Source organism: Streptomyces sp. NPDC046197 (genome assembly GCF_040646295.1).
Lineage (GTDB): Bacteria > Actinomycetota > Actinomycetes > Streptomycetales > Streptomycetaceae > Streptomyces.
Window position 1 is genome coordinate 57,568 of record NZ_JBEYZY010000035.1, and the last position, 14,422, is coordinate 71,989.

Genomic DNA, 14,422 nt, shown 5'->3' on the forward strand with positions numbered 1-14,422 from the left:
CCCGGGCTCAGTCGTCGTCCCGGTCCCTGTCCCGGTCGTCGTGCCGCGGCGGTGCGTCCGTCGGCGGCCGGTCCTTGGGCGGCTGGTCCTTGGGCGGCTGGTCCTTGGGCGAAGCAGACCCCGGGAAGCCGCCGAAGCCGCGCCGCACCCGGTCGCCCAGGTCTCCGGCCCCACCCGCGAGATCCGTGACCAGCTTCATCAGCGGGTCCTTGGAGTTCTTCACATGCCCGGCGTAGTGCGCCGCCGACTCGCGGAAGGAGTCGCCGACCGAGGTGTCCTTGTCCTCGCTGCGCCGCGGATAGTGACCGTCCATGATCCGCTGGTAGTCGCGGGACTCGGCCCACTTCTTCAGCTCGGCCGCACGCACGGTGGCGAAGGGATGCGTCCGCGGCAGCACGTTCAGGATCTTCAGCACGGAGTCGCGCAGGTCGCCCCCCGCCTCGTACTCCTCGGCCTGCTGCAGGAACGCGTCCACGTTCATCTCGTGCAGGTGGTTGCCGCCCGCGATCTTCATCAGGCCGCGCATCGAGGCCCGCAGGTCCTGCCCGGCCAGCAGCCCCGCCCGGTCGGCGGACAGCTCCGACTTGCGGAACCACTCGCGCAGTGCCGTCACGATCGCCATGATCGCGAGGTTGCCCAGCGGGATCCAGGCCACCCGCACGGCCAGGTTGGTCAGGAAGAGCAGGATCGTGCGGTAGACGGCGTGGCCGGACAGGGCGTGGCCCACCTCGTGGCCGATGACCGCCCGCATCTCCTCCTCGTCGAGCAGCTCGACCAGGCCCGTGGTGACGACGATGATCGGCTCGTCCAGGCCGATGCACATCGCGTTGGGCTGGGGGTCCTGGGCGACGTACATCGGCGGGACCTTCTCCAGGTCCAGGATGTAGCAGGCGTCGCGCAGCATGTCGTTCAGGTGGGCGAACTGCTGGTCCGAGACGCGCACCGAGTCGGACAGGAACAGCAGCCGCAGGCTGCGCTCGGGCAGCAGGCCGCTGAGCGCCTTGAACACGGTGTCGAAGCCGCTCAGCTTGCGCAGCGCCACCAGGGCGGAGCGGTCCGCCGGGTGCTCGTAGGTGCGTGAGGAGATCCCCGGGAAGCGCCTGCGCTGCCTGCTCGGAACCTGCTCGTGCCCGTCGTGCTCGCGACCGTCTTCGGACATGTGGTCCCCCATGTGCGATTCGATTGTGTTCGCCTGCGGGGCGTGCCCCTCGGCTCGCGTCTGTGTCCCGATGTGCCCCCGAAGCAGGGCCCAGCCTAGGCGGAGATACCGTGGACGGGCAGTACAGCTAAGGAGTCCACGCCATGGAGCACTATCCCGCAGCCTCCCGGCTCACCGATGCCGCGATCGCCGCCGCCCAGCACCAGGGGGTGGGGAATCTGCTCCGGATCGTACTGGTCGTGATGGTGGTGGGCTGTGCGCTCACCGGCTGGTTCCTGTTGCGCGGGTACAAACGGAACGACGACTGAGCCGCCCTGAAAGTTCCAACGGCGGAGTCGGCGTGATCGGCGCGCAGGCGGCCGCTTACGATGAGCCGACGTCTTTATCCCGCCCACACCGGATAGGTCCTGCCGAAGATGAGCTTCCCCAGCACCGTTGCCCAGTTGGCCACCCTCGCCGAGGGCGAAGGCGGCAACCACGAGAGCCTCAGCCCCTTCGTCACCGGCGGCAGCGCGCTCTTCATCCTGCTGCTCCTGCTGTGGATCACCACCCGCTTCAACCGCGACCGCTGAGCCACGCCTAAGGCCGTCCCCCGACCGGGCCCCGGTGCGCGGGGCCGTCCCGGGGGGATCTGTCGGCCGGGGCCCTGGGGCCGGGCCGGTAGGGTCTGCACGCATGGGAGAGCAGGACATGCCTACCGGTCCGGCGAGTGACTCGGTGAAGCGCCCGGTGTACGGGCCCGGCAGCGGCCCGTCGAAGCCGGGCAAGCGCCGCCTGGGCGTGATGGGCGGCACCTTCGACCCGATCCACCACGGACACCTGGTGGCGGCCAGCGAGGTCGCCGCGCAGTTCCACCTCGACGAGGTGGTGTTCGTGCCCACCGGCCAGCCGTGGCAGAAGACGCACCGCAAGGTCTCCCCGGCCGAGGACCGCTATCTGATGACGGTCATCGCGACCGCCGAGAACCCCCAATTCTCCGTGAGCCGCATCGACATCGACCGCGGCGGCCCCACCTACACCGTGGACACGCTGCGCGACCTGCGCGCCCTCAACCCGGACACCGACCTGTTCTTCATCACCGGCGCGGACGCCCTGGCCCAGATCCTCACCTGGCGGGACTCGGAGGAGCTCTTCTCCCTGGCACACTTCATCGGAGTCACCCGGCCGGGACACCACCTGACCGACGCCGGCCTTCCGGAGGGCGGGGTCTCGCTCGTCGAAGTTCCCGCCCTGGCCATCTCCTCCACGGACTGCCGTGCGAGAGTCGCCAAGGGCGATCCCATCTGGTACATGGTGCCGGACGGAGTCGTGCGCTACATCGACAAGCGCGAGTTGTACCGCGGCGAGTGAGCCGAGAGGGGCACCGGTGAACGACCGATACGACGCTGGATACGGGGGCGACCAGTACGAGCTCGTCGGCTACGACGAGTACGGCCGGCCTGTGTACCGGCAGGTCCCGGCGCAGCCGGCTCCGCAGCAGACGTACGACGCGTACGGGCAGCAGGGCTACGGCTACGACCCGTACGCGACGGGCGGACACCAGCAGCCGGCGCCGTCCTACGGCGGTTACGACACCGGTCAGCAGGCGCCCGTGCCCCCCTCGTACGACTCCCAGGGCCGCCCCCAGGGCTCCCGGGGCTCCGGCGGTGCCTACGACCCCTACGGGTCCGGCGCATCCGGTGGCTCCGGTCCCGGCGCGCCGCCGCCGTCGTACGATCCCTACGGCCGGGCGGCGACCAGCGGGCAGCAGCCCCGGGTCGCCGAGCAGACCGCCTACATCCCGCAGCAGGCCGGCCCGGCCGAGGAGGGGTCCAGGCAGCACGACCCGGACGAACGGGACTATCACACCGAGCAGTTCGCCTTCGTCGAGGAGCCCGACGGTGACTCCGAGGACGTCATCGACTGGCTGAAGTTCACCGAGAACCGCACCGAGCGCCGGGAGGAGGCCCGCCGCCGCGCCCGCAGCCGGGTGATCGCCCTGGCCGTGGTCCTGGCGCTGGTCGCGGCCGGCGGCGTCGGCTACCTCTGGTACGCGGGGAAGCTGCCCGGTCTGTCGTCGTCCGGGTCGAAGACCGGCACCGCCACGGCCGCGGGCGCACAGAAGCGGGACGTGATCGTCGTCCACCTGCACGACACCGCCAAGGGCGGCACCTCCACCGCGCTGCTCGTCGACAACACCACCACCAAGCAGGGCACCACCGTCCTGCTGCCCAACTCACTCGCTCTGTCGGGCGACGACGGCACCACGACGACCCTCGCCAAGTCGGTCGCGGACGACGGCACCTCCGGGACCCGGGACCAGCTCGACACCGTCCTCGGCACGAACATCCAGGGCACCTGGCGGCTGGACACCCCGTACCTGCAGAACCTCGTCGACCTGGTCGGCAACATCGACCTCGACACCAACACCGACGTGCCGGACCCGGGCGCGAAGAAGAAGGGCACCGCGCCCGTCGTCCACAAGGGCCGGGGCCAGACCCTCAGCGGCAAGACGGCCATCGCCTATGCCACCTACCGCGCCCCGGGGGAGTCCCAGAACGCCCAGCTGGAGCGGTTCGGCCAGGTGATGCAGGGCGTGCTGCGCAAGATCTCCTCCGATCCGCAGGCCGCGACCGTGACCGTGCAGACGCTGGCGCAGATCCTCGACCCGTCGCTCACCGACAAGGACCTCGGCACCTTCCTCGCCAAGCTCGCCGACCTCGCCAAGGGCGGCGACTACAAGACGGCACTGCTGCCCGTCCAGGCCGACGGCACGCTGAGCGCGCAGACCAGCGGCAGCGTCGTCAAGGACATCCTCGGCGGCACCGCCAAGAGCCCCGACCAGGGGTCGGCCGTCCGCGTCTCCGTGCAGAACGCCACCGGCGTCAAGGACGATGCCGAGAAGGCCCGTGTCGTCCTCCTCAACGGCGGCTTCACCTTCCTGGAGGCCGGCACGGCGTCCGCGGTCCAGTCCGCGTCCAAGGTCGTCTACTCCGACGCCGCCGACAAGCAGAACGCCACCGAGGTCGCCAAGACCCTCGGCCTGCCCACCGGCTCCGTGACGAAGGGCACGGTCGCCGCGAACGCCGACGTGTCGGTGGTCCTCGGCCAGGACTACAAGCCCTAGTAGGGGGTGTCGTTGGGATCACCGCGGATCAGGCCGCGGCGCATGGTGCGGTGCATCGCAAGGCGGAGCATTACCCGCGTACCGGGCGTACTCGGGTGATGCGGCAACGCGGCGAGGTGCCGTGCCATGCGCCGCGGACCCGCGGTGATCCGAACGACGCCCCTAGGGGTGTCGGCGGCCTGCTGGGGCGGACACCCCTGGGCGGCCGGGGCGCGAGCGTCCCCGGCCCACCGCCCGAGGTGTGATCCACAAAACACCTCGGGTGTGCTCGGCGGTCCGTGAGACCCTTGAAGGCAAGTGACCGCCGACGGAAAGCCTTGTAGTGACCGCGACCGACCGCTCTCTCGAGCTCATCAACACCGCCGCCCAGGCGGCCGCCGACAAGCTGGCGCACGACGTCATCGCCTACGACGTCAGCGACGTACTGTCGATCACGGACGCCTTCCTGCTGGCCTCCGCCCCCAACGACCGCCAGGTCAAGTCGATCGTCGACGAGATCGAGGAGCGCCTCCTGAAGGAGCTCGGCGCCAAGCCGGTGCGCCGCGAGGGCGACCGTGAGGCCCGTTGGGTCCTGCTCGACTACGTCGACATCGTCGTCCACGTCCAGCACAGCGAGGAGCGCGTCTTCTACGCCCTGGAGCGGCTGTGGAAGGACTGCCCCGAGATCGAGCTGCCCGCCGACGCCAAGGCCACCCGTGGCAAGGCCGAGGAGCACGCCAGGCTGCAGGCCGCCGAGGAGTCGGCGGAGCTGGGCGGTGAGTGGCGATGACCGGCGCCGGTGAGGGAACCGGCAGGGCGGCGGGCCGGGGCCGCCGCATCATCCTGTGGCGGCACGGCCAGACCTCCTGGAACGTGGACCGCCGCTTCCAGGGCACCACGGACGTCGAGCTCACCGAGGCCGGCGTCGGCCAGGCCCGCCGCGCCGCCCGGCTGCTGGCGTCCCTGAGGCCCGACGCGATCGTCTCCTCGGACCTCAAGCGGGCCGCGCGGACGGCCGTGGAGCTCGCCGCCCTCACCGGCCTGGAGATCGCCACGGACGAGGGCCTGCGGGAGACCTACGCGGGCGTCTGGCAGGGACTGACGCACGACGAGATCATCGTCCGCTACGGCGAGGAGTACGCCGCGTGGAAACGCGGCGAGCCGGTGCGCCGCGGCGGCGGCGAACTGGAGACCGAGGTCGCCGACCGGGCCGCCCCCATCGTGCTGCGGCACGTGGAGAAGCTGCCCGAGGACGGCACGCTCGTGGTGGTCAGCCACGGCGGCACGATCCGCACCACCATCGGACGTCTGCTCGGCCTGGAGGCCCACCACTGGGAGAGCCTCGGCGGCCTGTCGAACTGCTGTTGGTCCGTGCTCGGCGAGGGCGCCCGCGGCTGGCGCCTGCTGGAGCACAACGCCGGCACTCTGCCGGAGCCGGTCCTCGGCGACGACGACTGAGCCGCCCGGGGCCGACGGGACCCGGATTTCACTTTCTGGCAGGTCGCAGGCTAAAGTTCTTCTTGTTCGCCCCGCCGAGCGGGAAGAACACAAGGGGCTATAGCTCAGTTGGTAGAGCGCCTGCATGGCATGCAGGAGGTCAGGAGTTCAATTCTCCTTAGCTCCACAGATCGGCACTCTGTTGAGTTGTCAAAGATCGATGGAAGATCCCGCCCCGAGGGCGGGATTTTTCGTTTTCGGGGTCGATGAGCCCGCAACCGGCGAGCCGGGGCCGGCGAGGGCTCCGGTCAGGGTCGGCTCCGGTGAGGCCGGGTCAGCTCCCGGCCACCGTCCAGGACTCCGTCGACGGCGGCCACAGCTTCTCCCGCCGCTCCCTGAGCAGAGCCGTCCGCCGCGCCGTCTCCGCGTCGTCCGGCGTGTAGACCACGATCCGGCACTCCGGCATCCCGTTGATCGACAGCGACACCGACGTCATCCGGAGCTCGCCCACCGCGCGGTGCCGGAACGTCTTCACCCGCCCCGCGTGCCGTTCCACGTCGCCGTTCCCCCACAGCCGGGCGAAGAGCGGGCTCGCCTCCGAGAGCCTGCGTATGAAGTCCTCCCAGGCCGGCTCCCCGGCATGCAGCCCGTAGGAGGCTCTCAGGGTCGCCACCATCACCGGCAGCTCCGTCGCCCGGAACACCAGCGGGCAGTTGTCCTCCGAGGCCGTGAACAACCGCCACATGGCGTTGAGGGGCACTCCCTCCGGCATCGGATCCGGGTAGAACAGATCGCGGTAGACGGCGTTCGCGGCCAGGATGTCGTACCGCGAGTTGTAGACCACCGCCGGGCGCGGGTCGAGGGCGTCGATGCTGCCCTGGATCTCCGGGCCGACCTTCTGGGCGAGGGTCTCCGGAGCCGGTGCGTACGGCACTTCGGCCAGGTGGTACAGATGCTCGCGCTCCGGCGGGTCCAGCCGCAGCGTGCGCGCCACGGCGTCCAGCACCTGCGGGGAGGCGTTGATCGGCCGGCCCTGCTCCAGCCAGCAACACCTTAGTGAATGCAACCTCATTCTTGATCAAACATTTGGCTACGTAGTGTGACCGCAAATGGACACTTGGGTACAAGTAGGCTAGGCCCGACCGGCAAGAAGTTGCTGCCTCTGACGGTCAAGAACGCAGGTCCGACGCCTGCCGCGAGTGGTCACGAGCACTGAGGTGAGCGAGGCGCTCGATCGGGTGATTGAGGCGCTGGCGGGGGTGAGCGAGGAGGAAGTGGCGGCTGCGCTGGCTGCAGTCGGTGCCTCGGTCCCTCGCCCGTCGCCGCCGCTGGCGCCCTCTCGGACGCCGTTGCCGGGCCCTGGAAGTACCCCGTACATCGTTTCCGAGGTGGAGTGGGTCTGAGGGGCCTGCCCGGCTTGCGTGACTGCTCGACCCCGAGCCTCTTTTCCTGATGGGAGAGGGCCCGTGGGTGTGCGATGGCATGGGCCCGCTCGATTAGATCTGTAAGGTCCCCAGCCTCGTGTCCCCAGCCTCGTGTCGGATCCCAGCTGATGCTTGACGTTCTGGTCCCGGGTGATGTTTGACCGTGGGCCTAGACAACGTAGGGAGCCCCGTGGGGCTTGTTCGCTTTCACGTTACGGACCGGGAGGTCGGTCGTGCGCCGGATCACCCGGACCTGGCCGTCCAGCTCGACGCTGATCGTCGTGTCGGACACGTGAACGGTCACGGTCTGCCCTGCATAGGGGCGGCCGAGGGAGACGACCTGCCGGCAGACCATGACGGTGCCGACCGCGCTGACTCGCCGCTGCACCCGCACGGGCTCGACGCCGGGCCGTGGCGGCGGTCCGGCCGGACGCAGGCCCCGCAGCCTGCGGACTTCTTCACTGGTCAGCGGGTTGGGCCGCACCCGCAGCAGTTCCCGCGAGGACGAATCGAAGAACGACAGTGTCTCGCCGTCGATGCGGATGCCCACCTGGCGGCCGCCGAGGAGCTCCGCCGCCAGCACCTGGTGCCCGCCCAGACCGACCAGGCCGCTGTTGTTCACCACCCGGTCCACCTCGAACGCCGCCCCGTCACCGCCCGGCAGCGGGGCCGGCCCCGCCGGACGTCCGCCCCGGACCGCCAGCCGTCCCAGATCCGCCACCGACAGGTGCGACCGCACACTCTTGATCCGCGCCCCCGCGATCAGCAGATGGATCACCTGCGTGTCGGCCCAGAACGTCACCGTCAGCCCCGAACGGGCCGGACCCAGCCAGAACTGCTTGCCCGCCACCTGCAGATTCCCACTCGCAGGCACCACCCGCTCGAACTCCACCGGCCCACCGGACCCCACCGGCACCGCTGCCGGGGCCACCTCAGGCAGGGCGGCAGGAACCTCGCAGGCTTCGGCCGGAGCCGGCTCCGAATCCTCTTGAGGTGTCCGCTGCTCGGGCACCAGCGCCAGCACTCCAGGGATCTTCAAGCCCAGGACATCCCGCTCCTCCTCGGCAACCGGGACGAACCGGTCTCCCGGAGACTGCATGTCCAGCGCCTGATGCGGCCGCGAGGAGTTGTATTCCTCCACCCACGCATCCAGTGCCGCCTGAGCCTGCTCGATGCTCTCGAAAGCCCCGCAGTCATCGAGGAGTTCACGCCGCAGCGTCTGATGGAACCGCTCGACCTTGCCCGTCGTGGTCGGCGACGCCGGCTGGGTGAGCCGGTGCGCGATCCCGTTCTCCCGGCAGATCCGGTCGAACAACACCTCACCCCCCTGCCCGAACCGGTCGGTGAACTGCTTGCCGTTGTCGGTCAGCACCTCCTCCGGCACCCCGAACCTCTGCAAGGCCCGGGCGAAGGCCGCGCAGACCGCCCGTCCGGTCGCCCGCTCGACCACCGATGCGATCACGCAGTACCGGGAATGGTCATCCACCCCCGTCACGACCTTCGCCTCGGTCAGCTCACCGGTGACCGGGTTGACCAGCATCACGCCGCCGACGATGTCCATCTGCCACAGCTGCATCGGCCGATCCCGCTGCCAGCGCTTGTAATCCGACCGCTTCCTCCGCCGCACCCCCGGCTCTACCAACCCGTGACGGACCAGGATCCGATACACCGTCATCCGTGACGGCACCGGGCTCACCGTCCCGGCCCGCTCCAGCACATGAGCGATCCGCCGCGGACCCCACTTCGGGTGCTTGCGCCGCAGCTCGCACACGGCCGCCTCGACCTCGGCAGAGGCCTGATGCGGACACGACGCCGGCCTGCGCGAACGGTCCGCCAACCCCGCCAGACCGGAGGCCTCATACCTCGACTTCCAGCCGCTGACCGTCTGCCGGGACACCCCAAGCGACGCGGCGACCTCGGTCACCGTCGCACCCGCCAGCACCGCCAGGACAGCCCGATATCTCTGCTCGACAACCGACAACTCCACCAGCGCCAATCCCGGCCTCCCCACACGCACCGCAACGACGCGCACAGAAAAGCCGATCACGGCCACTGTCAACCATCAGCTGGGACCGAACTGTCAAGCATCTACCGGGATCGGACAAGCCCCGCCCCACAGAGTGAGTTACAACTTCCTCTACTGGGTTTCAAGCCCCGGCTGCGCTCCGCTCCGCCGGGCGCGCTCTCGGCTCTGCTGCGGGCGCCGCTCCTGCCTCCGGCCCGCTCCGCCCGCGCTGCGCCGACGTGCGCCCACATGTGGATAGGGCCGGAGGCCATGAGCCGATCACCGCATAGCGCGACCCGGTCAGAACGATGCCTCCGGCGGGGGATCGGCCGGCACCGGGAGGGAGGGGGCGCCGCTTCCGACTGCCGGTCCGTTGTGGCGTGTGCGGGGTGCTCCCATCCCGTACGCCATCGACCCAGGCAGAGCCGAGCAGCCGCGGCCCAGGGCGTCAAGGTCGTTCGTACAGTGGCGCGCCCCACCTTGACGCCCCTGAACCACGCCCGCTCCACGGTGTGTGGGTCGACGGCGTACGGGATGGGAGCTGGGGTGAGTGGTGAGTTGAGGTCCGGGTGGTGGCAACGCTACGGGCGCTGTGCTTGGTGACCTCGTCGCCGTGAGACGAGGTCACAGGCCGTTGGCTGCACATGGAACCGTACGGGTTCAAAGTAGACATATCTTCTTAATAACTCGGCGCGGTTCGGTCCTGCGAGGAGGGCTGGGTTGCACCCCTGCCCAGCGGAATACCCTCGCTGAATGATGCTCTGACCTGCGGTTTTTGAGTGACACTCAGATTGTCAAAGGTGACCGGTAAGATGAGCGAAGCTACTTCACGGAACTCTCTCTGAACTACGCGTTTGGGGGCGCGAGTTCGCAGCCTCCGACTCTCGGTGGGTCGGTTCTGAGAGCGAAGGGAGGTGGCTAGATGAAAGAGAGCCCTAAGAGTCGACGGCGTAGGTGGACAGGCCCTGAGAGGTGGCAGGTTAGCCTCGCGGTCGTCGGACTAGTGTTCGCGATCATCGATCACGCGGGTTGGTTCCACTGACCCGCCAGGCAGGCCGGTCGGAGGCGACACGTGATGAGCTGTGAATGCAGCGAGTCCGGTCGGTATCAGCTCGACCGGACTCGCTAAGGCAAGGGGTTTGGTCCTGGTTGCCGCCGGGGCCAAACCCCCTCTGTCTACGGTTCTCGCTGGAGAATCCCTGGTCAGGGCCCCAGCCCGAGACAATCTGTCTACTACAATACCTCCGCTTTGACCTGCCTGGCCAGCCAGGATGGACCCACGTGTAGCTACACTGCCCCTTCCATGTAGCTGCAGCCGTACAGCTCCTCTTCCAATTAAGCAATCGTCGTTGAAGTCCACGGGCTCCCTCGTGTGCCCAACTTCCCGGCGTGGCTCCTGCACGAGGGGCGGACCAGGATGCGTCAAGCACATCCTGACAAGCTGACGCAGGTCTGCCGGCCTTGGTTTTCCGGTTGCCCTCTCTGGCCGTCGAGGCATTCCGCACCCGACGCGATCGCGGGATCGGTAGCGTGATGCCATGTCGGCAACAGATGAAGGTTGGCGGATCGCCTACGCGGCTCTTGACAGCGCAACTCTTCTGGCCCTACTGCCCGTGCTCAAGGAGGGTAAGGACAAGGCGCTGGAGTGGGTGAAGCATGAGTCTCAACACCACGAGCAGCTTGAGGGCTCCGATGCCTACACAGCGCAGCTACTCGGTGAGGCACTAGCTGCCTTCGACGCCCGCACTCCTGCCGAGGACGAAGACGCACGCGGCAAGCTCGGCGAGCTGCGCAAAACGGTTCACGAGATCCTTGGGGGGCAGGCCAGCAGGACGAGGGAGGCAAAGGCGGACATGCGTATGTCCGAGTTCCTCTGGGCGCACCAGCAGCGAGAGCAGTGGATCTTGGAGGAGCTCACTCGTCGGGGCCTCCTCCCCGCCTTCCCGCAGAAGCGGGCCACGGAGGATGTCAAGCCCCAACCGCAGGGATGACATCAACGCCTGACACCAACAGCTCCGTGCGACGACGGTCAGCGCCGGACCTTGGCGGACGGTTACCCCAGCGCGGTGGTCGGTTGCCCGATGTCACCGATACCCCGTGATCGACCTGATAAGGATGAGGCCAGATCTCAAAGCCTTGGCCTATACGGGCGCCGGCCACTCATCGGCCGGCGCCCGTCGCCTTGATTCGGTCATTGCGCCTGTGTAAGGCCTACGGGCTGAGCTGATCGGCGACTTTGACCAACTCGTCTCCGGACAGGAGCCGGTCCCTTGCTTCGACATCGATGGTGCATCCGTCGACGTACCAGGTCAGGGACTGCTCATCTAGTGGGCCGTGCTTCAAGTGACCGGGGTGTCCGTGGACGGAGACGGGGGTTCCCGGTCCGTCGGGAAGCCGACCGGTGATCTGGCTGATGCTCAGGGAGCCGGTGTCCCCTCCCTGACCGGGGTTCCGGAGGTAGGTCACGGTCCACGCCGGAACCCGAGTGCGCTGGTAAGGGGGCTTTGTGACGTCGCCTGGGCCGAGTGGCCGGTCGGACAGTGCGTAGCCCTTGGGGAGGTAGCGGGGGCGGTCGAGGCGGGAGGCTTCGAAGGGCGTGATGATGTCATGGGAGACGGCGTCGGAGAGCGTCCTGGCTCCGAGTGGTTGGCTCAGGGTCGCAGTGAGCAGTCGCTCGTCGTCTCCCCCGCCGCCAATGCATGCGGCGTTCTTAGGTACAGACGAGTGCCGCTTTCGCTCCAGGGCCAGTGACACCGTGTGGGTGGATTCGTGGGCCACCAGGCGCGGCCGGTCCTCGCAGCCGGTCCAGATCGCAGGGGTGGTGAGCGTACGGCCGTCGCTGCTGATCAACACGTCGCCTGGTACGGACGTGTCGTAGGTGTGCGAGCGATCCCAGAGCGCCCAGCCGGCCACGGCTGCGACCAGGCAGGCCAATGCCGCAGCAGCCCATATCATGCGGCGCAGACGCCGTTTGCCCTTCTGGGCCATGGTCACGCTCCACTGTCTTCGGCCGGTATGCGGACCGATCCTGCCAGCCCGTGGTGGATTGGGTAAGCGTGGTGGGCCGACGCCGTTTCAGCGTGGCGGCCCACCGGTCACTTAGCCGATCACTGTGCGGTAACCAGGGTCCAGTTCATGTCGTACAAGGTCTGGAAGATCGGCACGAAGTACACGCCCTGAACGCACCAGGGAGTTCTCACGCCGCTGTCCAGGACGTACTCCGATGACGGGCAGGTCACGGTCCGGTCGAGAGCTGTGATCATGCCGCGCGCCTCGTCGGCGGTGTAGTTGTTCACACCGGCGAAGACGGGGCCACCGCTGTCACCGTTCGCTGCTGCGATGTGGTCCGGGGTGAGTGACGTTGAATAGGCCAGGTCGGTGATCGGTCGGTAAACGCCGTTCGCTCCTGTGACCCCGATGTCCGTGTTGGAGATCTGCACATTGCAGTGCACGCCGGAGTTCGCCCCATCGGTGCAGACGTAGTCACCCTTATTGTTGTGGCCCCAGCCTGTGACGGCCTTGGCGTACCCGTCGGTTTCATTGGCCGGACCGTCGTACAGACGCCCCGCGGACTTTCCGGACGGCAGGTGGATGCCCAGGGCGTCGTCATACGCGAGGCGCTGGGCGCTGTCGGTCGCGCCGACCAGCTTCCCGCCCCAGTAGGTGTGCCACACACCGTCGCCACCATTGCAGTGGTAAGCAGTGCTCAGCTCGTACTGGCCGTCGGAGGTCTTGACCGCGAAGGAGCTGGAGCAGATGCCTCCGGTGGGGTTGCGTAGGGCTGACCCTCCGTACCACGGAGTGTTGTCCTCCTGGCGTGAAGAGAGGTCCACGCTCAACGGCTTATAGGCCACGGTGGTGGGGACTCCGGTCACGCGGTCTGTGACCGCCTTGACCTCACTCGACCTGCCTTGGCGAGCATCTGACGCCAGCGGGTCCACCTGATTGCTCTTGCCCACGCCGCGGTCTTCGTCGTAGCCGATCTGAAGTCCGCTGCCGTCGACCGCGGGGCCGATGGTGGTGATGCGGATGGGGGTCGACGTGCCGGCGATGCGCAGATCCGCGGGCTTTCCACCGCGAAGAAGCTTGTTCCGGGCCGCGTGCAGATCGGCCTTGGAGTATTGGGCCGGAAGGACCGTAGCGGTCACGCCCTTGGGCAGGTGGGCCAGGATGCGCCGCACACGCAGCGGCGGATTGCCCTTCCAGTGGAGACTCAGGCTGTTGCGGACCGGGTCCACTTCGATGTCTGTGAAGCCGGGGATTTTGGCGCGGTCAGACTCCGAGAGCCCCTCGGTGACCTGCCCGGCGATCTTGTCGAGTGTCTCTTGCTTCTTCTCGATCGCGAGGAGGCGCGGATCCGTGATGGGCCGACCGTGATCGGCTGCGCCTTTTGCTGTGGTGGCCCCCAGTAGTTGAGCTGACGCACCCGCAGAAGGGGATGCGACGAAGGGGAGGGACAAGACCAGCGCCGCGACAGGGAGTGCTATGACAGCCCGTCTGCGGCCTCGGCCGGATTCCTTCACAGAACCTCATTTCCTCAGTTAAGCGCGATTGACGTGATCACGCTCGCGTCTCTGAAAGCTCTGAGGCAAGGGCGGAAACCGGACACCAGTGGCCTCGAGCGCCATCCATCACAATCTGCGCGTACATCAGCAATTCCGCCGAGCGTCAGTGAACGATCAATCAAGGCCCGCGAGTTGATGGCTGTCACTGATTCCCCGTAATCGACGTGGTAAGGACGGGCCCCCGCGAAGCCGGTCGCAGTACACGATGAAGTACAGCTACCTCAGCGACCAGCCCCGTCCAGCAGCGTCCTCCTAGAGCCGTAGGGCGACCGGTATGAGCTGCACCGACCGTCCACATAGAGCTACGGCTGCGTGACAACGCCGACGAACAACGGTGGATGGGTGCGGACGCCTACGGACCATCAGCGCAGGTGAATGGGCACATCAGCCCGAGGTAGAGTCCCCGTCCAAGTTGCTACGGGACGAAGGCCGTCGCCGTGCCACAGCCGTGCCAGGTACAGGAGTCAGCAGTGATCAACAAGGTTGGCTGGCAGGGTCATTTACCGCCAGTTCGACCAGCGATGCACCAGGTCACCGGCCTGACGCCTCCAGCCTCTCCCCTAAGACGTCATCTCATTTGGCTGCCTAGGTAGGCTGTCGGCCGTGGTGGGGATCGTTGAGCGGCTGGTGCCGGACGAATTGTGGGAGCTGTTCCAGCGAGTGGTGCCTGAGGCGCCGGTGCGGCCTCAGGGTGGTGGCCGTCGTCGGCATGGTGACCGGGAGGTGCTGGCCGCGATCGTGTTCGTG

General features: G+C 68.0%; 12 protein-coding genes, 1 tRNA gene and 1 pseudogene. 9 read left to right on the top strand and 5 right to left on the bottom strand.

The features are described from left to right. Window positions 1-7 precede the first annotated feature (7 nt). A complete protein-coding gene (locus tag AB0A61_RS33425) occupies window positions 8-1,159 on the bottom strand; it encodes a M48 family metallopeptidase (protein WP_361300817.1) in 1,152 nt (383 codons plus the stop codon). Window positions 1,160-1,302: 143 nt separating this feature from the next. Here AB0A61_RS33425 and AB0A61_RS33430 point away from each other — a divergent pair, with 143 nt between their 5' ends. From AB0A61_RS33430 to AB0A61_RS33460, 7 genes are all read left to right on the top strand, one after another. Beyond that, window positions 1,303-1,467 (top strand): hypothetical protein, encoded by a 165-nt coding sequence (locus AB0A61_RS33430; protein WP_361300820.1) that lies wholly within the window; start codon window positions 1,303-1,305, stop codon window positions 1,465-1,467. A 108-nt stretch (window positions 1,468-1,575) separates the two neighbouring features. Further along, window positions 1,576-1,731 (top strand): hypothetical protein, encoded by a 156-nt coding sequence (locus AB0A61_RS33435; protein ID WP_361300823.1) that lies wholly within the window; start codon window positions 1,576-1,578, stop codon window positions 1,729-1,731. 103 nt (window positions 1,732-1,834) lie between these two features. Further along, window positions 1,835-2,509 carry a nicotinate-nucleotide adenylyltransferase gene (gene nadD, locus AB0A61_RS33440; protein ID WP_361300826.1) on the top strand — a complete coding sequence of 225 codons (675 nt, stop codon included), beginning with the start codon at window positions 1,835-1,837 and terminating at the stop codon, window positions 2,507-2,509. Window positions 2,510-2,525: 16 nt separating this feature from the next. Then, on the top strand, window positions 2,526-4,265 hold the full coding sequence (locus tag AB0A61_RS33445; protein WP_361300829.1) for an LCP family protein: 1,740 nt from the start codon (window positions 2,526-2,528) through the stop codon (window positions 4,263-4,265). 322 nt (window positions 4,266-4,587) lie between these two features. Further along, window positions 4,588-5,034, top strand: a complete 447-nt coding sequence (gene rsfS, locus AB0A61_RS33450) for a ribosome silencing factor (RefSeq protein ID WP_361300832.1) — start codon at window positions 4,588-4,590, stop codon at window positions 5,032-5,034. Beyond that, window positions 5,031-5,702 carry a histidine phosphatase family protein gene (locus AB0A61_RS33455; RefSeq protein WP_361300835.1) on the top strand — a complete coding sequence of 224 codons (672 nt, stop codon included), beginning with the start codon at window positions 5,031-5,033 and terminating at the stop codon, window positions 5,700-5,702. The genes rsfS and AB0A61_RS33455 overlap by 4 nt, the downstream gene beginning before the upstream one ends. A 93-nt stretch (window positions 5,703-5,795) precedes the next feature. Next, window positions 5,796-5,868: transfer RNA gene (locus AB0A61_RS33460), tRNA-Ala, on the top strand. 147 nt (window positions 5,869-6,015) lie between these two features. Here the strand turns inward: AB0A61_RS33460 and AB0A61_RS33465 are convergent. Together AB0A61_RS33465 and AB0A61_RS33470 are read right to left on the bottom strand one after the other, a co-directional pair. After that, window positions 6,016-6,753: a helix-turn-helix transcriptional regulator gene (locus AB0A61_RS33465; RefSeq protein WP_361300838.1), complete on the bottom strand. Its 738-nt coding sequence runs from the start codon at window positions 6,751-6,753 to the stop codon at window positions 6,016-6,018. 521 nt (window positions 6,754-7,274) lie between these two features. Beyond that, entirely contained in the window at window positions 7,275-9,101 is a 1,827-nt protein-coding gene (locus AB0A61_RS33470) for an IS481 family transposase (protein ID WP_361300859.1), read from the bottom strand. 1,547 nt (window positions 9,102-10,648) lie between these two features. On the opposite strand from AB0A61_RS33470, the gene AB0A61_RS33475 reads away from it, so the two are divergent. After that, complete coding sequence (locus AB0A61_RS33475) at window positions 10,649-11,101, top strand: hypothetical protein (RefSeq protein ID WP_361300841.1); 453 nt, start codon at window positions 10,649-10,651, stop codon at window positions 11,099-11,101. 220 nt (window positions 11,102-11,321) lie between these two features. Here the strand turns inward: AB0A61_RS33475 and AB0A61_RS33480 are convergent, their stop codons facing one another. Beyond that, entirely contained in the window at window positions 11,322-12,098 is a 777-nt protein-coding gene (locus AB0A61_RS33480) for a hypothetical protein (protein WP_361300844.1), read from the bottom strand. Between the two features lie 119 nt (window positions 12,099-12,217). Then, window positions 12,218-13,633: a hypothetical protein gene (locus AB0A61_RS33485; RefSeq protein ID WP_361300847.1), complete on the bottom strand. Its 1,416-nt coding sequence runs from the start codon at window positions 13,631-13,633 to the stop codon at window positions 12,218-12,220. 645 nt (window positions 13,634-14,278) lie between these two features. On the opposite strand from AB0A61_RS33485, the pseudogene AB0A61_RS33490 reads away from it, so the two are divergent. After that, window positions 14,279-14,422: pseudogene (locus tag AB0A61_RS33490) on the top strand (IS5/IS1182 family transposase); the annotation flags it as partial.